Source organism: Lelliottia sp. F153 (assembly GCF_002870005.1).
GTDB lineage: Bacteria > Pseudomonadota > Gammaproteobacteria > Enterobacterales > Enterobacteriaceae > Enterobacter > Enterobacter nimipressuralis.
Genome location: NZ_PKFT01000003.1, coordinates 217,431 through 237,083 on the forward strand (window position 1 = coordinate 217,431; position 19,653 = coordinate 237,083).

Sequence of the window (19,653 nt, forward strand, 5' to 3'; positions counted from 1 at the left end):
TGTAATGGATCTATGCTAACCAGGCATACCGCAACACGCCACGTTATGGACACTTTTTTACCTTTCTTGCGTGCTTTAACACTCCCGACGTTCCTGGCTGGGATTAGGCACTGAAAAAGGCTACACTTCGCAGCTGAATTCTATTTTCTTCACGATAAAAGAGGCGAAGTCCACGTGGCTCAATTCGTTTATACCATGCATCGTGTCGGCAAGGTCGTTCCGCCGAAACGTCATATTCTGAAAAATATCTCGCTGAGCTTCTTCCCTGGCGCAAAAATTGGTGTTCTGGGTCTCAACGGTGCCGGTAAGTCCACCCTGCTGCGCATTATGGCCGGCATCGATACAGACATCGAAGGTGAAGCTCGCCCGCAGCCTGGTCTCAAAATCGGTTACCTGCCGCAGGAACCGAAGCTGAACCCGGAACACACCGTTCGCGAATCCATCGAAGAAGCCGTTTCTGAAGTTGTTAACGCACTGAAAGGCCTGGACGAGGTGTACGCGAAGTATGCTGAGCCGGACGCTGACTTCGACAAACTGGCGGCGCAACAGGGTAAATTTGAAGAAATTATCCAGGCGCACGACGGTCACAACCTGAACGTCCAGCTGGAGCGTGCGGCCGATGCCCTGCGCCTGCCAGACTGGGACGCGAAAATCGAAAAACTGTCCGGTGGTGAACGCCGCCGCGTCGCGCTGTGCCGTCTGCTGCTGGAAAAGCCAGACATGCTGCTGCTCGACGAACCAACGAACCACCTGGATGCCGAATCCGTCGCCTGGCTGGAACGTTTCCTGCACGACTTCGAAGGGACCGTTGTGGCAATTACCCACGACCGTTACTTCCTTGATAACGTGGCAGGCTGGATCCTGGAGCTGGACCGCGGCGAAGGTATTCCGTGGGAAGGCAACTACTCCTCCTGGCTGGAGCAGAAAGATCAGCGTCTGGCGCAGGAAGCGTCTCAGGAAGCCGCTCGTCGTAAATCGATTGAGAAAGAGCTGGAGTGGGTTCGTCAGGGTGCTAAAGGCCGTCAGTCTAAGGGCAAAGCCCGTCTGGCACGCTTTGAAGAGCTGAACAACTCCGAATACCAGAAACGTAATGAAACCAACGAACTGTTTATTCCACCAGGCGCGCGTCTGGGGGATAAAGTCGTTGAAGTGAGTAATCTGCGTAAATCCTACGGCGATCGCCTGCTGATCGACGACCTGAGCTTCTCCGTGCCGAAAGGGGCGATTGTCGGGATCATCGGTCCGAACGGCGCCGGTAAATCAACCCTGTTCCGCATGATGTCTGGTCAGGAACAGCCTGACAGCGGCACCATCACGCTGGGTGATACCGTGAAACTGGCCTCCGTTGACCAGTTCCGTGACGCGATGGACAACAGCAAAACCGTGTGGGAAGAAGTCTCCGGCGGGCAGGATATCATGCGTATCGGTAACACCGAGATGCCGAGCCGCGCCTACGTTGGCCGCTTCAACTTCAAAGGTGTGGATCAGGGTAAACGCGTCGGCGAGCTGTCCGGCGGTGAGCGTGGCCGTCTGCATCTGGCGAAACTGCTGCAGGTTGGCGGTAACGTACTGCTGCTCGATGAACCGACCAACGACCTGGATATCGAAACCCTGCGTGCGCTGGAAAACGCCATGCTGGAGTTCCCGGGCTGTGCGATGGTGATCTCGCACGACCGTTGGTTCCTGGACCGTATTGCCACCCACATTCTGGATTACCAGGACGAGGGTAAAGTGGAGTTCTTCGAAGGTAACTTTACCGAATACGAAGAGTACAAGAAACGCACGCTCGGCGCCGATGCGCTGGAGCCAAAACGTATCAAGTACAAGCGTATCTCCAAATAAGTGCCTGATTTGCCCGGCGGCGTTTTGCCTGCCGGGCAAACGAAAGAAAGCAGGCCGGGTAAGGCGTCACCGCCTCCCGGCATTCACACCCCAACGTAAAACCGCTTCACCTCATCAAACTGCATCGCAAACTGGATATAGCTCATCAGCGCAGGCGAATTCAGCTTCCGGCTCGGGTAGACCAGCCATAGCTCATTCCCCTCCACGCGCCATTCTGGCAGCACGGGTACCAGCGCCCCCTTCTCGATTTTATCTTCCAGCAAAAACGCGGGCAGTAGCGTGATTCCCGCCCCCGCAATGGCACTCTCCCTGGCGTAAACCAGGTTATCCGTCACATGCGCGTTGTCAGGCAGATGCCGATAATCCTCGTCGTTACGACGCAACAGCCACTCCGGCCAGGCTTTGTGAGTGATACAGCGGTGATCCACCAGCTGCCGTGGATGTTCCAGAGGAGCAAAACGCGCCAGATAATCGGGCGAGGCCAGCAGGTAGCGCGGACAGTTACCAATCATACGGCCAATCAGGGAAGAGTCCTGCGGCTTGCCGGTGCGCAGCGCGACGTCATAGCCAGACTCCACCAGATCCTGCACATCATCTGAAATACAGACATCGAGCGACACATCCGGATAACGGCGCTGAAACTCCGCATTCAGATGCGCCAGCAGCGTGGCACCAATCCCCGCCGGGCTTGTGATCCGCAGCCGACCGCCGGGATTATCGCGCAGACGCTGAATGGCGTATTCCGCGCGCTCGCTCGCCGCCAGCATCTCGCGGCAGTGCACCAGATAGTGCTCTCCGGCATAGGTTAAATTGAGTTTGCGGGTGGTGCGGTTCAGCAGGCGGATACCGACCTGCTGCTCAAGCTGGCTGATTCGCTGGCTGACGCTTGATTTTGGCAGGCTCGCTTTTTGCGCCGCCGCGGTAAAACTCCCCATCTCGGCCACCAGCGCAAACAGGGCCATATCCTGTAGCTGTTTAAACATGATTGTTCATCTCAAGCGAACACTTTGTTATTGATTGTCCATCTTATCACGCAACTGGTGACTTAATAGACTAGCCTCAACAAACGCATTCCATAAGGAGTTCACCATGTCCGTTAAAGCCATTGCCGTTAATCCAGACCAGCCTTCTGCTTTTATTGAGATCACGCAGCCCATGCCGCAGCCCGGCGAGCATGATTTGCTGGTTGAGGTGAAAGCCGTTTCTGTAAACCCGGTCGATACTAAAGTTCATGCCAGCCTGAGCAAAAACGGTCTGCAAGCGCCGCGTATTCTGGGCTGGGACGCCAGCGGAATTGTGAAGGCGGTCGGGACGAGCGTTACGCAATTCAAAGCCGGTGACGAAGTGTGGTACGCAGGGGACATCACCCGTCCGGGCAGCAATGCCACGCACCAGCTGATTGATGCGCGCATCGTCGGCCACAAACCGCAAAACCTCGACTGGGCCGCCGCTGCGGCGCTGCCGTTAACCGCCCTGACGGCGTGGGAAGGATTGTTTGAACGGCTGAATATCCAGGACGCCGGATCGGACAAAACGCTGCTGATCATCGGGGGCGCGGGCGGCGTCGGATCGCTGGCGATCCCCTTTGCCAAACACAACAGCCAGATCAAGGTGATCGCCACGGCGTCCCGGGAGGATTCGGCCCAGTGGTGTCGGGATCGCGGTGCGGATCTGGTGGTGAATTACCGCGACCTGCAAGGTGAACTGGCGAAGCACGACATTACCTTTGTGGATTACATTTTCATTCTTAACGATACCGACGGGCACTGGGCGGCGGTCAGCGAATTGATTGCGCCGCAGGGGCATATTTGCACCATCGTTGAGAACGACCATCCGCTGGATCAAAGCAAGCTGAAGTCTAAATCTGCCGCGCTGCACTGGGAGTTCATGTATACCCGAAGCATGTATCAGACTGCGGACATGGCGCGTCAGGGTGAGATTCTGAATGAGGTCGCGAAGCTGGTCGAAAACGGTGTAGTGGAGAGTTCGCTGAGTGAGACGCTGCAGGGATTAAGCGTGGAGAGCATTAGCGAGGCGCACCGCAAAGTGCTGGACGGGCATATGCGCGGGAAAGTGGTAGTGCAGTTCTGAGGTCATACCCCTCTTTCTGCCCCTCTCCCTGTCTGGGAGAGGGGATCGTTCGGAGCAGCGCTTTACGCCTGCTCACCCATCAATGTCTTCACCAGCTCCACACAGCGCAGGAAGCGGCCATCGTAGTCCGACTCCTCCACATGGACAAACTCCACGTTATTCTCACGCAGCATATCCACCAGCATGGTCTGGAACTCTTTGCGGTCGACGGAGCTGCCCAGGCTGCGCATCCCGTCGGCGACCCACGGCGTGTTGTTTTCCAGCAAAATCACCAGATCGAAGCGATACTCATCGATCAGCGCCTGAACAAACGGATGCTCACGGCCCTCGTACTTTTTACAGAACGCCTGAGTGGTCACGAAATCCGTATCCACAAACGCCACTTTGTTCGCGTATTTCACCGCGAAATCAATGTACTGCGCATGGCCCAGCGCGATTTTGTCGTAATCGGAATACTGGAGCGCCATCTCGTCGCCGCCCAGGTGTGAGAAGACGTAATCTCGCCCATACTCCCAAGCACTGGTGGTGTTGAAGATATTCGCCAGCTTGTTGACCAGCGTAGATTTACCGCTCGATTCACCGCCCAGAATCGCCACCGTGCGCACGAAGAACGGCTTCACTTCCGTTGGGATGTAATCCCAGTAGCGGAAGGGGTTTTCGCGGATTTGTGCGCCGCTGATGTTCATGAAGGTGCGCTTAGGATCGATCAGCACTGTTTCCGTTCCGAGATGTTCGCGGAACTGCGGCGCATCGGACTCCTCAGAGGTATAGATCCAGTTCGGGGCTATCCCCTTCTCTTCCATAAAGGCTTTGATGCCGTTACTCCACACATCCCAGCCGTGCGGATACGGCTCCATGCCCTCTTCGTTAAAGGCATGAATACGAATGTTTTTTTGGTATTTGAACGTCTGCAGCAGCCAGCGCAGACGATCTGAGACAGTCGGCTGCTGGGACATGGCGCTGTCTTCGAACAACGCGCGATCACGCGTGTCATCGTAACCCATGATGATATGCAACTCATCCACCTGGCTACAGGCGCGCTGAATCAGATAGATATGGCCGGTATGCAGCGGATAAAACTTGCCAAATACCACGCCGATATTCTTTTGCATGCGCGGAAATTCGAGGCCAAGAAAGCGGTGCAGCGCCTCAAGTTTTTGCGCGCTCGGGCTTTTGATTTTAGCATTCAGAAGCTGGCTTAAATAGCCCTTGGTCATCCCGCTGGCTTCCGCCACCTGCTGCAACGTACAGCCTTTCTGGCGGATCGCGGTTTTAAGATAGTCAAATGTTGACACAAGAGCCTCCTGCTAAGTGAGGCGGGTCAGCAAAACGCTCCCGCCAAAAAAGATACGCACGTTAATATTATAAGTCGTCAAAGACGCTTAACGCATCCGACAGTTTTTTCACCGGGAAAATTTTCATCCCTTCCGGCACTTTTTTCGGCACGTTAGCAGCAGGGACAATGGCACGACGGAAACCGTGTTTCGCCGCTTCGGAGATACGCTCCTGGCCGCTCGGGACCGGGCGAATTTCTCCGGCCAGCCCCACTTCGCCAAACACCACCAGATCCTGCGGGAGCGGTCGGTTGCGCAGGCTGGAGACCATCGCCAGCAGCAAGGCCAGATCGGCACTGGTTTCTGTCACTTTCACGCCGCCCACCACGTTGACGAACACATCCTGATCCGCCATTTGCAGGCCGCCGTGACGGTGCAGCACCGCCAGCAGAATCGCCAAACGGTTTTGCTCAAGCCCGACCGCCACGCGACGAGGGTTGCCCATCATGGATTGATCCACCAGCGCCTGAATCTCCACCAGTAGCGGCCGCGTCCCTTCCCAGAGCACCATCACCGAGCTGCCGGCGGTCTCTTCGTCGCCGCGGCTCAGGAAGATGGCCGATGGGTTGCTCACTTCACGCAGACCCTGTTCAGTCATGGCGAAAACGCCCAGCTCATTCACCGCACCAAAACGGTTTTTATGGCTGCGCAGGGTGCGGAAACGGGAATCCGCATCGCCGTCGAGCATCACGGAGCAGTCGATACAGTGCTCAAGCACTTTCGGACCGGCCAGGGAGCCGTCTTTGGTGACGTGGCCGACCATCACGATAGCCACGCCGCGCGTCTTAGCAAAGCGCGTCAGATAGGCGGCGGTTTCACGCACCTGCGCCACGCTGCCCGGCGAAGACTGAATATCCGCCATGTGCATGACCTGGATGGAGTCGATGACCATCAGCTTCGGCTGCTCTTCGTCAGCAATCATACAGATTTGCTCGATGCTGGTTTCCGATAGCATATTCAGATTGCCGGTCGGGAGACCGAGACGGTGCGCGCGCATCGCGACCTGCTGCAAAGACTCTTCACCGGTCACGTACAGGGTTTTCATCTGTTCCGCGAGTTTGCACAGCGTTTGCAGCAGCAGCGTCGATTTACCGGCGCCGGGGTTACCGCCGATCAGAATCGCGCTGCCCGGCACCACGCCGCCGCCCAGTACGCGGTCAAACTCTTTAAAACCGGTGGAAAAACGCGGCACTTCATCGAGGCTGATCTCGGAAAGTTTTTGTACCTTCGAGACGCCAGCGTTGCCCGCATAGCCGCTCAGACGCTCGTTACGGGCCACGGTTGGCGAAGCGGCCACACGCACTTCGGTGATGGTGTTCCAGGCATGGCAGGCGCTGCACTGCCCCTGCCAGCGCGGATAATCCGCACCACATTCATTACAGACAAATGCGCGTTTTGGAGCTTTCGCCACGGTTTACCTCTTTATTTCTGATTCACGCTGCCGGAGAGGATGCAGAACACCCCCATCAGATCGGCGTGACGAATGGTGACTTCCGTCTTTTCGTTTACTTTTGGCTTGGCATGATAGGCAATGCCCAGCCCGGCCACTTTGATCATTGGCAGATCGTTCGCGCCGTCACCGATGGCGACGGTCTGCGTGACCGGAATTTCATATTTTTCCGCCAGACGCGTCAGGGTGTTGGCTTTGTACTGGGCATCCACGATATCGCCGATCACTTCGCCGGTCAGTTTACCGTCGCGGATCTCCAGTTCGTTCGCCACAACGGTGGTCAGGCGCAGTTTGTCGCGCAGGTAGTCCGCGAAGAAGGTGAACCCGCCGGAGGCAATCGCCACTTTCCAGCCGAGGGTTTCCAGCTTCAGTACCAGTTGAGTGAGGCCAGGCATCAACGGGAGTTCGTCACGCACCTGACGCAGGATGTTGGCATCAGCCCCTTTCAACGTGGCGACGCGCTGCTTCAGGCTGGCGGCAAAATCGAGTTCGCCGCGCATGGCGCGTTCGGTCACTTCCGCCACCATCTCGCCACTTCCGGCCAGTTTCGCGAGTTCGTCGATGCACTCGATCTGAATGGCGGTCGAATCCATATCCATCACCAGCAGTCCTGGCGTTTTCAGATGCGGGATTTTACCCAGCGGCGCCACATCCAGCCCGGCTTCGTGGGCCAGGCGGGTTGCGCGTTGTGTCAGCGATCCGGCCAGACGCAGCACCTGATAATCTTCCACGCACCAGGCCGCCACAATCACCATCGCCGCGCCGAGCTTGGTTTGGTATTGCGTCAGGCGTTGCTTATCCAGGCCACGGCCATACAGCAGCCAGCCGCTACGCCCCGCATGGTAGTCCAGAGGCATGACCTCGTCGCCACTTAATGAGAGCGGCAATCCTGGCCATAAAGAGACGTCATCGGTCAGGTCGCACCAGGTAATGTTCGGCATTGAAGCTCCTGTAAATTGGTTCGCGCCGGAAGGTTCCAGGGGGAAAATAACGCATGAGGCTACCCTGTAACCATCACTTCTGGCAACATTAAGCCGTAAATTTTCAGCAGGTGGAATATGGCTCGCGCAAAACTGAAATTCCGGCTTCATCGTGCAGTGATTGTCCTGTCCTGCCTCGCGCTTCTGGTGGCGCTGATGCAAGGGGCATCCTGGTTTAGCCAGAATCATCAACGACAACGTAATCCGCAGTTCGAAGAGCTGGCGCGAACCCTGGCGCGTCAGGTCACCCTGAGCGTTGCGCCCGCAATGCGCACCGAGACGCCGGACGATAAACGCATCGCCCAAATACTGCGTCAGATTACGGAAAACAGCCGTATTCTGGATGCGGGCGTCTACGACGAACAGGGCGATCTGATTGCCCGCGCCGGTGAGCACGTTGACGTGCGCGACCGTCTGGCGCTCGACGGCAAAAAGGCCGGCGGCTATTTCAATCAGCAAATTATCGAGCCGATTCAGGGCAAGAATGGCCCGCTGGGCTACCTGCGTCTGACCCTCGACACCCATACCCTGCCGACCGAAGCCAAGCAGGTGGATAACACCACGAATATTCTACGCCTGATGTTACTCCTTTCGCTGGCGATTGGCGTCGTGTTAACGCGCACGCTTTTGCAGGGCAAACGCACGCGCTGGCAGCAATCGCCTTTCCTGCTGACGGCCAGTAAATCGGTGCCGGAAGAGGAAGAGAGCGAGAAGAAGGATTAATGGTAAAGTGGGTGGACGATTCGGAAAGGAAATCTGCCATGACGACACTACGCCTGCTTATCTCTGACTCTTACGATCCCTGGTTCAACCTCGCGGTGGAAGAGTGCATCTTCCGCCAGATGCCTGCCACACAGCGCGTCCTGTTCCTCTGGCGCAACGCCGATACGGTAGTCATTGGCCGCGCGCAGAACCCATGGAAAGAGTGCAACACCCGGCGCATGGAAGAGGATAATGTGCGTCTGGCCCGTCGCAGCAGCGGCGGCGGCGCGGTATTCCATGACCTCGGCAATACCTGCTTTACCTTTATGGCCGGGAAACCGGAGTACGATAAAACCATCTCCACCGCGATTGTGCTCAATGCCCTGAACGCCCTCGGCGTGACAGCAGAAGCCTCCGGGCGAAACGATCTGGTGGTCAAAACCCCTGAAGGTGACCGTAAAGTTTCCGGCTCGGCCTATCGGGAAACCAAAGATCGCGGTTTTCATCACGGCACTTTACTGCTTAACGCTGACTTGAGCCGTCTGGCGAACTATCTCAATCCCGACAAGAAAAAGCTGCAGGCCAAGGGGATTACCTCGGTGCGCGGTCGCGTGGCGAATCTGGTGGAGCTGCTGCCAGGCATTACCCATGAGCAGGTTTGCGCGGCAATTCGTGAGGCGTTTTTCGAACATTATGGCGAGCGCGCCGAAGCGGAAGTGATCTCCCCGGACAAAGCGCCGGATTTGCCCAACTTCGCCGAAACCTTTGCCCGACAAAGTAGCTGGGAGTGGAACTTCGGTCAGGCGCCGGCGTTCTCGCATCTGCTGGACGAGCGTTTCATCTGGGGCGGCGTAGAGCTGCATTTCGACGTTGAACGGGGCATTATCACGCGCACGCAGGTGTTTACCGATAGCCTCAATCCGGCCCCGCTGGAAGCGCTGGCGGCCCGTTTGCAGGGATGTTTGTATCGCGCGGAGAGTCTGCAGCAAGCGTGTGACGCGCTGTTAGGCGAGTTCCCGGAGCAGGAAAAAGAGTTGCGGGAGCTGTCGGCGTGGATAGCGAAAGCGGTGCGGTGACAGAAAAGCCCGCAAGCGGGCTTTAACATTGCAGGCCGGGTAAGGCGGAGAAGCCACCCGGCAAACAGACTTACTCTTTATCGCCCAGCAGAACGGATTCCAGCGCGATTTTGATCATGTCGTTGAAGGTGGTCTGACGCTCAGCGGCAGTGGTCTGCTCGTGGGTACGGATGTGGTCAGACACGGTGCAGATGGTCAGCGCTTTCGCACCAAACTCAGCCGCTACGCCGTAGATGCCCGCCGCTTCCATTTCCACGCCCAGGATGCCGTATTTTTCCATTACGTCGAACATTTCGCCGCCGTCCGGTGCATAGAACAGGTCAGCAGAGAAGATGTTACCGACGCGCGCATCAACGCCCAGCGCTTTCGCCGCATCCACCGCGTTACGCACCATACCGAAGTCAGCGATGGCTGCAAAGTCGTGGTCTTTGAAACGCATACGGTTGACTTTGGAATCGGTGCAAGCACCCATACCGATGACGACGTCACGCAGTTTCACGTCCATACGCACTGCACCGCAAGAGCCGACGCGGATGATTTTCTTCACGCCGAAATCGGTGATCAGCTCTTTGGTGTAGATGGAGCAGGACGGGATACCCATACCGTGACCCATCACAGAGATTTTGCGGCCTTTGTAAGTACCCGTGAAGCCCAGCATGCCACGCACGTTGTTCACTTCACGTACGTCTTCGAGGAAGGTTTCCGCAATGTGCTTCGCGCGCAGCGGGTCACCCGGCATCAACACTACGTCCGCGAAATCGCCCATTTCTGCATTAATGTGTGGGGTAGCCATCTTCAGATCCTTTTAAAATTGTCGTTTTGTCGGGCGGCTGCTGCGCCTGACCCGATCTACTAAATCGTAGGCCCGGCGAGCGCAGTGCTGCCGGGCATGTGCATCACAGCATGTTTTTGCCGTAGTCCATTGGCGAAGTACCGAAGTAGCTCGCAATGGTCTGGCCGATATCCGCGAAGGTTTCGCGGTGGCCCAGCGATCCTGGTTTCACTTTCGGTCCGTACACCAGCACAGGAATATGCTCGCGGGTGTGGTCGGTACCGGTCCAGGTTGGGTCGCAGCCGTGGTCAGCGGTGAGGATGATAATGTCATCTTCCCCCACCAGCTCCAGCAGCTCCGGCAGACGGCGGTCAAACAGTTCCAGACCGGCAGCATAACCGGCGACGTCGCGACGGTGGCCCCAGGAGGAGTCGAAGTCTACGAAGTTGGTGAAGACGATAGTCTTGTCGCCCGCTTCTTTCATCTCTTTGATGGTGGCGTCGAACAGCGCGTCCAGACCGGTGGCTTTCACTTTTTTGGTGATGCCGCAGTTGGCGTAGATGTCTGCGATTTTACCGACAGAAACCACTTCGCCCGCTTTCTCATCAACCAGTTTCTGCAACACGGTCGGTGCTGGCGGTTCTACGGCCAGATCGTGACGGTTGCCGGTACGCTGGAAGTTGCCTGGTTTGTCGCCGATAAACGGACGAGCAATTACGCGGCCAATGTTGTAGCCGCCTTCGGTCAGCTCTTCACGCGCGATTTCGCACAGCTCGTACAGACGATCCAGGCCGAAGGTCTCTTCGTGACAGGCAATCTGGAACACGGAGTCAGCGGAGGTGTAGAAAATCGGCTTGCCGGTTTTCATGTGCTCTTCGCCGAGCTGATCCAGAATCACCGTACCGGAGGAGTGGCAGTTACCGAGGTAACCCGGCAGATTGCCGCGCTCAACCAGCTTGTCCAGCAGCTTCTGCGGGAAGCTGTTTTCGTGATCGGAGAAATAGCCCCAGTCGAACAGAACCGGTACACCGGCAATTTCCCAGTGACCAGACGGGGTGTCTTTACCTGAGGAAAGCTCGTGCGCCCAGGCGTATGCGCCGATCACTTCTGCGTTAGCGTCCATACCGGCCGCCACTTTACCAGTCGAACCTTCATGCGCCTTCACCAGACCCAGGCGAGTCAGGTTTGGCAGAGTCAGTGGGCCCTGACGGCCATTGTTCGCTTCGCCTTTCGCACACGCTTCTGCGATATGGCCCATGGTGTCGGAACCGACATCACCAAAGCGGTCTGCATCTTCTGTAGCGCCGATGCCGAATGAGTCCAGCACCATAATAAATGCACGTTTCATATGTTCTCCGTACTTATGTGCTTCAAAAATTCATAAAAAACCGATCAGATCAGTATACCGCTATTCGGTGATACGACGATAGACGGTTGGTGTGGTTTCGGGAGCTGTGTCGTCAAGTTTAATGGCCGCTTTCACCGCTTTCGCTGCTTCCTGCCAGCTGGCTTCGTCTTTGGCATGGATGACTGCCAGCGGACGCTGCCCGTCAACGCTGTCACCCAGACGGGTCATATCGGTAAAGCCGACGCTGTAATCAATCGTGTCCGATGCCTGACGGCGTCCGCCGCCCATCGATACCACGGCCATGCCCAGCGCACGGGTGTCCATGGCGGAGACAAAACCTTCCGCATCGGCGTAAACCGCTTTGCTGAGCGTCGCGGTCGGCAGGTATTTCGCGTAGTTTTCGACGAAATCGGTTGGACCTTTTTGCGCAGCCACCATGCGACCGAAGATCTCTGCCGCTTTGCCGTTATCCAGCACTGCCTGCAGTTTCGCGCGCGCGTCGGCGTCGTCTTTGGCGAGCTTACCGGAGATCAGCATCTCAACGCACAGCGCCATCGTGACGTCGAACAGACGCGGATTGCGGTATTCGCCGGTCAGGAACTGCACGGCTTCGCGCACTTCGACGGCGTTACCCGCGCTGGAGGCCAGCACCTGGTTCATGTCGGTGAGCAGCGCTGTCGTGCGCACGCCCGCACCGTTGGAGACGCCAACGATCGCTTCGGCCAGTGCCGCAGAGAGTTCATAGGTCGGCATAAACGCGCCGCTACCCACTTTCACATCCATCACCAGGGCATCCAGACCTTCTGCCAGCTTTTTGGCGAGGATCGAGGCGGTGATCAGCGGAATGGAATCCACTGTCGCGGTGATATCGCGGGTGGCGTAAAAACGTTTATCTGCCGGCGCGAGAGAGCTGGTCTGGCCGATAATCGCCACACCAACGTCTTTAATAATTTCGCGGAAGCGCTGGTCATCCGGGAAGATATCGAAGCCCGGAATGGCTTCCAGTTTGTCGAGCGTACCGCCCGTATGCCCCAGGCCGCGCCCGGAGATCATCGGGATATAGCCCCCACATGCGGCGACCATTGGGCCGAGCATCAGGGAAGTGACATCGCCCACGCCGCCCGTGGAGTGTTTATCCACAATCGGGCCGTTGAGGTTAAGGCTTTTCCAGTCCAGAACGGTTCCTGAATCCCGCATCGCCATGGTCAGCGAGACACGTTCCGGCATCGCCATATCGTGGAAGAAAATGGTCATCGCCAGGGCGGCAATCTGCCCTTCAGAGATGGTGTTGTCACGAATACCGTTGATAAAGAAGCGGATCTCTTCGTCGCTTAATGCATGACCATCACGTTTTTTACGAATAATTTCTTGTGCGAGAAACACGGTAACCCCCGGGGAATCAGGTTAAATGCGGCGGTAAACCCGCCGCGATAATAATATTACTCTACATAATTCGAGCTGCCGGAGGGCGGCAAGAAAGTGCCCCCCAGGCGCCTACACAAGTAAGAGACTGGGGTGAAAGTGCAGCCTGATTATGACGAGTAATTAGTAGCTGCTGGCGCTCTTACCGTCGCCGTGACCCAGCGCTTTCAGCAGGCTTGCCAGCAGGCTGGATGCGCCGAAGCGGTAGTGACGGGAATCCGCCCAGTCGGCGCCAAACAGGTCGTCAGCGATGGCCAGGAACTGCTGCGCGTCCTCTGCAGTACGCACGCCGCCCGCAGGTTTGAAACCAACGGTTTTAGACACGCCCATGTCGCGAATCACTTCCATCATGATGCGAGCGCTTTCTGGCGTTGCATTGACCGGCACTTTACCGGTAGAAGTTTTAATGAAATCCGCACCCGCTTTGATGGAGATTTCAGATGCTTTACGAATCAGCGCTTCTTCTTTCAGCTCGCCCGTTTCGATAATCACTTTCAGCAGCACGTTCGCCGCCGCACAAGCGTCCTTACAGGCTTTCACCAGGTCAAAACCGACCTGCTCGTTGCCGGCGATCAGCGCACGGTATGGGAACACCACGTCAACTTCATCAGCACCGTAGGCAATCGCCGCGCGGGTTTCAGCCAGCGCAATGTCGATGTCGTCATTGCCGTGCGGGAAGTTGGTGACGGTAGCGATACGCACGTCAGGCGTGCCCTGCGCGTTCAGCGTCTTACGTGCAATCGGGATAAAACGCGGATAGATGCAGATGGCAGCGGTATTGCCCACTGGCGTTTTCGCCTGATGGCACAATGCGATCACTTTTTCATTGGTGTCGTCATCGTTCAGGGTGGTCAGGTCCATCAGTTTCAACGCGCGCAGGCTGCTTGCGGTTAAATCGGTCATAACATTCTCCAACGGCTTCGCCGTATAAATTTTCACCGTGCGGGTCTGTGAGTATTCTAACATTCACCCGCATTCACACTTCGACATTCATCACAGTTAATGAAAACTGCGTACAAATTTGCATTACTGTAATGAGATCAACTTCAAACTTTAGTCCTCAGGCTGCTGGCTAAAACAGCAATCACCCGCGTCGGATCAAATGGTTTCGCATGATGAGTTCCTACAATCTGCCCATCAACCGCAGAATAAAAGGAAGCGAACATGTCCACCTCCGGTCTCGATGCTTTGCAACAACGTTGCCAGCAAATTGTGACAAGCCCGGTACTGACAGCCGAGCAAAAACGTCATTTCCTGGCGCTGGAAGCGGAAAACAATCTGCCCTACCCCGCGCTGTCACAGGCCGCGCGTGCGGCTCTGGACGAGGGTTTCATCTGCGATATGTTTGAAGGCCATGCGCCCTTCAAACCGCGCTACGTTCTGCCGGACTACGCTAAATTCCTGGCAAACGGCTCAGAGTGGTTAGAGCTGGAAGGGGCGAAAGATCTCGATGACGCCCTGTCGTTACTCACTATCCTCTACCACCATGTTCCATCCGTCACATCGATGCCGGTGTTTCTCGGCCATCTCGACGCGTTGCTGCAACCCTATGTTAGAATTCTAACACAAGAAGAAATTGATAGCCGAATAAAACGTTTCTGGCGTTATCTCGACAGAACTCTGCCAGACGCGTTTATGCACGCCAACATCGGCCCTGCGGATACCCCAGTCACCCGCGCTATTTTACGCGCCGATGCAGAGCTGAAGCAGGTCGCACCGAATCTCACCTTTATTTACGACCCGGAAATCACCCCTGATGATTTGCTGCTAAGCGTGGCGAAAAATATTTGCGAATGCAGTAAACCGCATATTTCCAACGGTCCGGTGAATGATAAAATTTTCACAAAAGGCCGTTATGGCGTAGTGAGTTGTTACAACTCCCTGCCGCTGGCGGGCGGTGGCAGTACCCTGGTTCGCCTCAACCTCAAGGCTATTGCCGAGAGCAGTGAATCAGTGGACGATTTCTTTACCCGCACGCTACCGCACTACTGCCAGCAGCAGATCGCGATTATCGATGCACGCTGTGATTTCCTGTATGAGCAATCCGGCTTCTTTGAGAATAGCTTCCTGGTAAAAGAGGGGCTGATTGATGCGGATCGTTTTGTGCCGATGTTTGGCATGTACGGTCTGGCCGAAGCGGTGAATACCCTGTGCGAGAAAGCCGGGCTGAACGCGCGTTACGGCAAGGATGAGCAGGCCAATGCGCTGGGCTATCGCATTAGCGAACAGCTTGCGGAATTTGTCGAAAATACGCCGGTGAAACACGGCTGGAAGCAGCGCGCCATGCTGCATGCCCAGTCCGGAATCAGCTCTGACGCGGGTACTACGCCGGGTGCGCGTCTGCCGTATGGCGATGAGCCGGATCCGATTAGCCATCTGCTGGCCGTCGCGCCGCATCACAAACATTATCATTCGGGCATCAGTGATATTCTGACGCTGGACGAAACCATCAAGCGTAACCCGCAGGCCGTGGTTCAACTGTGTCTTGGGGCGTTTAACGCCGGGATGCGCGAATTCACGGCCAACGTGGCCGGGAACGATCTGGTGCGTGTGACCGGGTATATGGTGCGCCTGTCGGATCTGGAGAAATACCGCGCGGAAGGCTCTCGTACCAACACCACCTGGCTTGGCGAAGAGGCCGCACGCAATACACGTATCCTTGAACGTCAGCCGCGCGTGATAAGCCATGAACAGCAGATGCGCTTTAGTTAGTCAGGTTATCCCCTTCTCCTGCGTGGACGGGCCGGGCAGCCGCCTGGCGCTGTTCCTGCAGGGGTGTAACCTGCGCTGCAAAACCTGCCACAATCCGTGGACCATTGGCCGCTGCAACGATTGCGGCGACTGCGTGCTTCACTGTCCGCACGACGCCCTGAACATTCAGGCCGGGCGCGTCTGGTGGCAGGAGAGTATCTGTCAAAAATGCGACACCTGTTTGCACGTCTGCCCGCAACAGGCCACCCCGATGGCGCAGCGTTTCAGCGTAGAGGAAATCCTCGGGCAGATTCGCAACGTCGCGCCCTTTATTGAAGGCATAACCGTCAGCGGCGGCGAAGCCACTACCCAGCTGCCGTTTGTGGTGGCGCTATTTCGCGCCATCAAAGCGGACGCCTCCCTGAAGCATTTAACCTGTCTGGTAGACAGCAACGGGCTGCTGAGTGAAACCGGCTGGCAAAAGCTGCTGCCGTTTTTTGATGGCGCCATGCTGGATCTGAAAGCCTGGAACAACGAGCACCACCGTTTCCTGACCGGGCGCGAAAATCCGCAGATCAAACACAGCATTCGCTGGCTGGCACACCATCAGCGTTTAACGGAACTGAGGCTGCTGGTGATCCCGGATCATTGTGATTATCTGAAACATCTGGAGTCGCTGATCGCCTTTATTCACGCTCTCGGCGATGTGCCTGTCAGGATCAACGCTTTTCACGCCCACGGGGTGTACGGCGAGGCGGCCAGCTGGCGCAGCGCCACGGCGGAGGATGTAGAACCTCTGGCCTGCGCGCTGGAGAAACAGAGGATCGCGGTGATCCGCCCGGCGCTCTATTTATAGGGTGATGCCAAACAGATCTTCCGTGTTTTGCAGCAGCGCATCGGCGAGGGTTTCTGCCGGCTCAGCACGTAATTCACACAGCGTCGTAAAGACGCGCGCCGCCTGCTCCGGGCGATTCGGCTGGCCCTGAAAACCATTCAGCGGCATGTCCGGCGCGTCAGTTTCCAGCAGCAGGGATGACAGGGGCAACTGCGCCATCACGTCGCGGGTTTTACTGGCGCGCGGATAGGTGATTGTGCCGCCGACGCCAATTTTGTAGCCCAGCTCGATAAAACGTTGCGCCTGTTGCAGGCTTCCGGAAAAACCGTGCACTACGCCGGTTCGCGGCAGATCGGCGCGTTTGATATGCATCGCCAGTTTGTCATGAGTGCGTCTCGAGTGGAGGATCACCGGCAGATCGTGACGTTTTGCCAGTTTTAGCTGCGCATCCAAAAGCGCCTGCTGGCGGTCGAATTGCGGATCGTCACGATAGAGATCGAGACCGATCTCACCGATCGCCACCAGCTTGTTTCCGGCGGTGAGAATACAGGCTTCCAGCTGGTCAAGATGCGCATCCTGATGCGTTTCCACCACAATGGGATGCAGGCCCAGCGCGGCGTAGAGTGCCGTGTGGCTGCGGGCCAAATCGAGCACCCGTTCAAAATTTGCCGCTTCGATGGCAGGCACGATAATTGCCTGCACACCCGCCTTCGCTGCCTGCGCGATACTTTGCGCTTCGTTGCTGGTAAACGGCGGAAAATCAAAGTGGCAATGGGTGTCGACAAAGCGAAAAGTCACGCCAGATCCTCGTTATCAAAGGTCGTATCGTTCGCCTGCGGGGCATCCACCAGCGGCATCGTCAGGGCGTCGTTTGCCACAATCGCCGGTGGCGTGATGATGCGCTTATGCCGATAAATAGGCGGATTTTCGGCCAGCAGTTTCCCCACCGTTGCCAGGAAATAGCGAGCGCACAGACGCCCGGTTTTATAGTCATCGCGCAGCGCAGGTATGCGACTGCCCAGCGCCATGCTGTTAAGGGGTTTCGGCGGATAGATTTCAAAGATTTTCAGCTTGCCCGGCGGCTTTTCGATAAACCGCTGCATTGCGCTGTAGCTGGCTTCATGCTGATGAGCGATGTTCACCAGCGGCTGCAGGCTACTGTCCCCCAGCCATTTTTCCATGCGCTTAAACCACTGCGGGGTGTAGTACATCTGCGACGGCACGGTGCGGATCACCACGATAGTTTGCGCGCCACGGCGGGCGGCTTCCTGAACGGGGACGGCGTCGCTGATCCCACCGTCCAGATAGTTGATGCCGTCGAGGGCTGCTGCGGTCCGGTAGAAGCCAGGAATTGCGCTGGATGCACGCAGAATATCCAGCCAGTTCTCTTTTTGCGGTGAGAAGTAGCCCGGCGTGTAGTCATCGCCCCGGCTGGCGCACATCCAGAACTCTTTTCCCGTATCAAAAAGGCGAGAAGCGGTGTCCATCGCCAGCGGCATCTGGCTGGAAGTGGAGTCTAAGAGCCAGTCCAGATCGATGAGATTTCCGCCGCGTACAAAGCGCAGCGGATTGAAGAAATCGCGAGAAGTGGTGTAGCGCATGATCACTTTGCGGGCGTAACCGGGCTGGTTACAGACGTAGGCAGAGAGGTTTTGCGCCCCGGCGGACGTGCCAAAGAAGAGATCGAAGGGGTTAAATTGCGCGCGCATGAATTCATCCAGCACCCCGGCCGTGAAGATGCCTCGCTGCCCACCGCCTTCGCATACCAGCGCCAGCCGGCCGACGCGAAAGGGTTTTAACGCCAACGGCGCGATATTGCCGAGCGTAACCGGAATTCTCTGCCCCACTGCAACACCTGTTTTTTATTCTTCTGTTATTACACAGTAGCGCAAACTGCCCCTATGACTCAAACCAGAAAAAGCCAGTCGCAAGGACTGGCTTTTAGTGTGGTGTTGTCGGCGATGTTTTCCGACGGGCTGATTACGCTTATCTAGGGACGACGGCGTCCGGTAAACAGGCTGACCAGGAACAGGATAATACCGACAACGAAAACAATTTTCGCCGCGCCGGCCGCTGTACCCGCCAGACCACCAAAGCCCAGAGCGGCGGCAATTAACGCGATAACCAGAAATATAATGCCCCAACGAAACATAAAACTCTCCTTTACCATAGTTAATATCAGCCGCTATATGTGAGCGCTCAGGTGCTCACAAGCGTTGTGTCCAAAAGTCGTTCTTATTTCGCTTTCAGATCGTTTTTGACGCTTTTAACGCCATCGACGGCTTTAGCGATAGTTTCGGCGCGTTCCACCTGCGCCTGGGAATCAACCGTACCGGAGAGCTGGACCACACCGTCGGTGGTTTCAACTTTCACTTTACGAGACGGTACGATGTCATCTGCTAATAGTTTAGCTTTGATTTCGCTGGTGGTTGCGGTGTCGCCTGCATAGCCTTTCACAGACGCGTCTTTAGCATCACGCACGTGCAGTTTGTCGCTGACTGAGGTGACGCCTTCAACGCCTTTCGCCACGGTGACGGCTTGTTCAGCCTGCGCCTGGCTTTCCACGAAGCCACTCAGGGTGACCACTTTTTTGTCAGTTTTTACGGAAATGTCGGTGCTCTTGATGTTTTCATCATCCACCAGAGCCGCTTTCACTTTTGCTGTGATAGAGCTGTCATCCATGAAATTACCGACTTTATTCATAGAGCTATCGATTTTTTGCCCTGCGCTGTCCGCGGTGGATTGCGCCTTATCCGTAGTAGTGCTTTCTGCCAGGGCAGAACCACTTACCAGGAGGCCACCCAGAGTGACTGCCAGCAGAGTTTTAGAAATCTTAAGTCTTGTCATATTCATCGATGTATTCCTGTAGTTTGCTCGGAAGTTGAGCGTCAAAACATCCCTTCATACTAGTTTTTAATCTTGCGAATAAACACACGGCCGGGATGAGAGACTCATGAACACGCATTGAACAGGACTATCATCCGCGCCCGGTGTTAAACACTGAGTTAAATATAGATCACATTGACAAAGCCGCTTTCAGAATCGGGCAAAAAACGAGCAATAACGCTAAAATCGCGTTGAATTAAGAACATTCCGCAAGGGATTAATAA

18 protein-coding genes are annotated in these 19,653 nt (G+C 56.3%); 6 read left to right on the top strand and 12 right to left on the bottom strand.

Annotated features, from left to right (window positions below; translation table 11 throughout):
* Positions 1-174: 174 nt before the first annotated feature.
* Positions 175-1,842 (top strand): energy-dependent translational throttle protein EttA, encoded by a 1,668-nt coding sequence (gene ettA, locus F153LOC_RS10730; protein WP_100777722.1) that lies wholly within the window; start codon positions 175-177, stop codon positions 1,840-1,842.
* An 83-nt stretch (positions 1,843-1,925) separates the two neighbouring features.
* Here ettA and F153LOC_RS10735 read toward each other — a convergent pair whose 3' ends face one another.
* A complete protein-coding gene (locus F153LOC_RS10735) occupies positions 1,926-2,825 on the bottom strand; it encodes a LysR family transcriptional regulator (protein ID WP_102104551.1) in 900 nt (299 codons plus the stop codon).
* A 106-nt stretch (positions 2,826-2,931) separates the two neighbouring features.
* On the opposite strand from F153LOC_RS10735, the gene F153LOC_RS10740 reads away from it, so the two are divergent.
* Positions 2,932-3,933 (top strand): zinc-binding alcohol dehydrogenase family protein, encoded by a 1,002-nt coding sequence (locus tag F153LOC_RS10740; RefSeq protein ID WP_102104550.1) that lies wholly within the window; start codon positions 2,932-2,934, stop codon positions 3,931-3,933.
* A 62-nt stretch (positions 3,934-3,995) separates the two neighbouring features.
* Here F153LOC_RS10740 and nadR read toward each other — a convergent pair whose 3' ends face one another.
* From nadR to serB, 3 genes are all read right to left on the bottom strand, one after another.
* A complete protein-coding gene (gene nadR / locus F153LOC_RS10745; RefSeq protein ID WP_100777725.1) occupies positions 3,996-5,228 on the bottom strand; it encodes a multifunctional transcriptional regulator/nicotinamide-nucleotide adenylyltransferase/ribosylnicotinamide kinase NadR in 1,233 nt (410 codons plus the stop codon).
* A 67-nt stretch (positions 5,229-5,295) separates the two neighbouring features.
* Positions 5,296-6,678, bottom strand: a complete 1,383-nt coding sequence (radA, locus tag F153LOC_RS10750; RefSeq protein WP_100777726.1) for a DNA repair protein RadA — start codon at positions 6,676-6,678, stop codon at positions 5,296-5,298.
* 11 nt (positions 6,679-6,689) lie between these two features.
* Positions 6,690-7,658: a phosphoserine phosphatase gene (serB, locus tag F153LOC_RS10755; RefSeq protein ID WP_100777727.1), complete on the bottom strand. Its 969-nt coding sequence runs from the start codon at positions 7,656-7,658 to the stop codon at positions 6,690-6,692.
* A 117-nt stretch (positions 7,659-7,775) separates the two neighbouring features.
* Here serB and F153LOC_RS10760 point away from each other — a divergent pair, with 117 nt between their 5' ends.
* Both F153LOC_RS10760 and lplA read left to right on the top strand, forming a co-directional pair.
* On the top strand, positions 7,776-8,420 hold the full coding sequence (locus tag F153LOC_RS10760) for a YtjB family periplasmic protein (RefSeq protein WP_100777728.1): 645 nt from the start codon (positions 7,776-7,778) through the stop codon (positions 8,418-8,420).
* Positions 8,421-8,458: 38 nt separating this feature from the next.
* A complete protein-coding gene (lplA, locus tag F153LOC_RS10765) occupies positions 8,459-9,475 on the top strand; it encodes a lipoate--protein ligase LplA (protein WP_102104549.1) in 1,017 nt (338 codons plus the stop codon).
* A 70-nt stretch (positions 9,476-9,545) separates the two neighbouring features.
* Here lplA and deoD read toward each other — a convergent pair whose 3' ends face one another.
* The 4 genes from deoD to deoC all read right to left on the bottom strand — a co-directional run bounded on the left by deoD (position 9,546) and on the right by deoC (position 13,920).
* Positions 9,546-10,268 carry a purine-nucleoside phosphorylase gene (gene deoD, locus F153LOC_RS10770; RefSeq protein WP_100777730.1) on the bottom strand — a complete coding sequence of 241 codons (723 nt, stop codon included), beginning with the start codon at positions 10,266-10,268 and terminating at the stop codon, positions 9,546-9,548.
* A gap of 103 nt (positions 10,269-10,371) precedes the next feature.
* Complete coding sequence (deoB, locus tag F153LOC_RS10775) at positions 10,372-11,595, bottom strand: phosphopentomutase (protein WP_100777731.1); 1,224 nt, start codon at positions 11,593-11,595, stop codon at positions 10,372-10,374.
* Positions 11,596-11,655: 60 nt separating this feature from the next.
* Positions 11,656-12,978: a thymidine phosphorylase gene (deoA, locus tag F153LOC_RS10780; RefSeq protein WP_102104548.1), complete on the bottom strand. Its 1,323-nt coding sequence runs from the start codon at positions 12,976-12,978 to the stop codon at positions 11,656-11,658.
* A gap of 162 nt (positions 12,979-13,140) precedes the next feature.
* Complete coding sequence (gene deoC / locus F153LOC_RS10785; RefSeq protein ID WP_103947176.1) at positions 13,141-13,920, bottom strand: deoxyribose-phosphate aldolase; 780 nt, start codon at positions 13,918-13,920, stop codon at positions 13,141-13,143.
* A 261-nt stretch (positions 13,921-14,181) separates the two neighbouring features.
* On the opposite strand from deoC, the gene F153LOC_RS10790 reads away from it, so the two are divergent.
* Together F153LOC_RS10790 and F153LOC_RS10795 are read left to right on the top strand one after the other, a co-directional pair.
* Positions 14,182-15,729 carry a YjjI family glycine radical enzyme gene (locus F153LOC_RS10790; protein WP_102104547.1) on the top strand — a complete coding sequence of 516 codons (1,548 nt, stop codon included), beginning with the start codon at positions 14,182-14,184 and terminating at the stop codon, positions 15,727-15,729.
* The gene (locus F153LOC_RS10795) at positions 15,704-16,564 is read left to right on the top strand and encodes a YjjW family glycine radical enzyme activase (protein ID WP_102104546.1); all 861 of its coding nucleotides are present in this window, start codon (positions 15,704-15,706) and stop codon (positions 16,562-16,564) included. The genes F153LOC_RS10790 and F153LOC_RS10795 overlap by 26 nt, the downstream gene beginning before the upstream one ends.
* Here the strand turns inward: F153LOC_RS10795 and F153LOC_RS10800 are convergent.
* From F153LOC_RS10800 to osmY, 4 genes are all read right to left on the bottom strand, one after another.
* On the bottom strand, positions 16,559-17,341 hold the full coding sequence (locus tag F153LOC_RS10800) for a TatD family hydrolase (RefSeq protein WP_102104545.1): 783 nt from the start codon (positions 17,339-17,341) through the stop codon (positions 16,559-16,561). The two genes, F153LOC_RS10795 and F153LOC_RS10800, sit on opposite strands and share 6 nt — an antisense overlap.
* Complete coding sequence (locus tag F153LOC_RS10805; RefSeq protein WP_102104544.1) at positions 17,338-18,390, bottom strand: patatin family protein; 1,053 nt, start codon at positions 18,388-18,390, stop codon at positions 17,338-17,340. Before F153LOC_RS10805 ends, F153LOC_RS10800 begins: the two co-directional genes overlap by 4 nt.
* Before the next feature lie 143 nt (positions 18,391-18,533).
* The gene (locus F153LOC_RS10810; protein WP_002887716.1) at positions 18,534-18,695 is read right to left on the bottom strand and encodes a DUF1328 domain-containing protein; all 162 of its coding nucleotides are present in this window, start codon (positions 18,693-18,695) and stop codon (positions 18,534-18,536) included.
* Between the two features lie 83 nt (positions 18,696-18,778).
* Complete coding sequence (gene osmY / locus F153LOC_RS10815) at positions 18,779-19,396, bottom strand: molecular chaperone OsmY (protein WP_102104543.1); 618 nt, start codon at positions 19,394-19,396, stop codon at positions 18,779-18,781.
* Positions 19,397-19,653 lie beyond the last annotated feature (257 nt).

Excerpts from the sequence above, each read along its gene's own strand:
- F153LOC_RS10810 (WP_002887716.1), bottom strand. The coding sequence starts at position 18,695 with ATGTTTCGTTGGGGCATTATATTTCTGGTTATCGCGTTAATTGCCGCC.
- deoB (WP_100777731.1), bottom strand. The coding sequence starts at position 11,595 with ATGAAACGTGCATTTATTATGGTGCTGGACTCATTCGGCATCGGCGCT.
- F153LOC_RS10795 (WP_102104546.1), top strand. The coding sequence starts at position 15,704 with ATGAACAGCAGATGCGCTTTAGTTAGTCAGGTTATCCCCTTCTCCTGC.
- osmY (WP_102104543.1), bottom strand. The coding sequence starts at position 19,396 with ATGAATATGACAAGACTTAAGATTTCTAAAACTCTGCTGGCAGTCACT.
- deoC (WP_103947176.1), bottom strand. The coding sequence starts at position 13,920 with ATGACCGATTTAACCGCAAGCAGCCTGCGCGCGTTGAAACTGATGGAC.
- F153LOC_RS10790 (WP_102104547.1), top strand. The coding sequence starts at position 14,182 with ATGTCCACCTCCGGTCTCGATGCTTTGCAACAACGTTGCCAGCAAATT.
- serB (WP_100777727.1), bottom strand. The coding sequence starts at position 7,658 with ATGCCGAACATTACCTGGTGCGACCTGACCGATGACGTCTCTTTATGG.
- lplA (WP_102104549.1), top strand. The coding sequence starts at position 8,459 with ATGACGACACTACGCCTGCTTATCTCTGACTCTTACGATCCCTGGTTC.
- F153LOC_RS10735 (WP_102104551.1), bottom strand. The coding sequence starts at position 2,825 with ATGTTTAAACAGCTACAGGATATGGCCCTGTTTGCGCTGGTGGCCGAG.
- F153LOC_RS10760 (WP_100777728.1), top strand. The coding sequence starts at position 7,776 with ATGGCTCGCGCAAAACTGAAATTCCGGCTTCATCGTGCAGTGATTGTC.
- deoD (WP_100777730.1), bottom strand. The coding sequence starts at position 10,268 with ATGGCTACCCCACACATTAATGCAGAAATGGGCGATTTCGCGGACGTA.
- F153LOC_RS10740 (WP_102104550.1), top strand. The coding sequence starts at position 2,932 with ATGTCCGTTAAAGCCATTGCCGTTAATCCAGACCAGCCTTCTGCTTTT.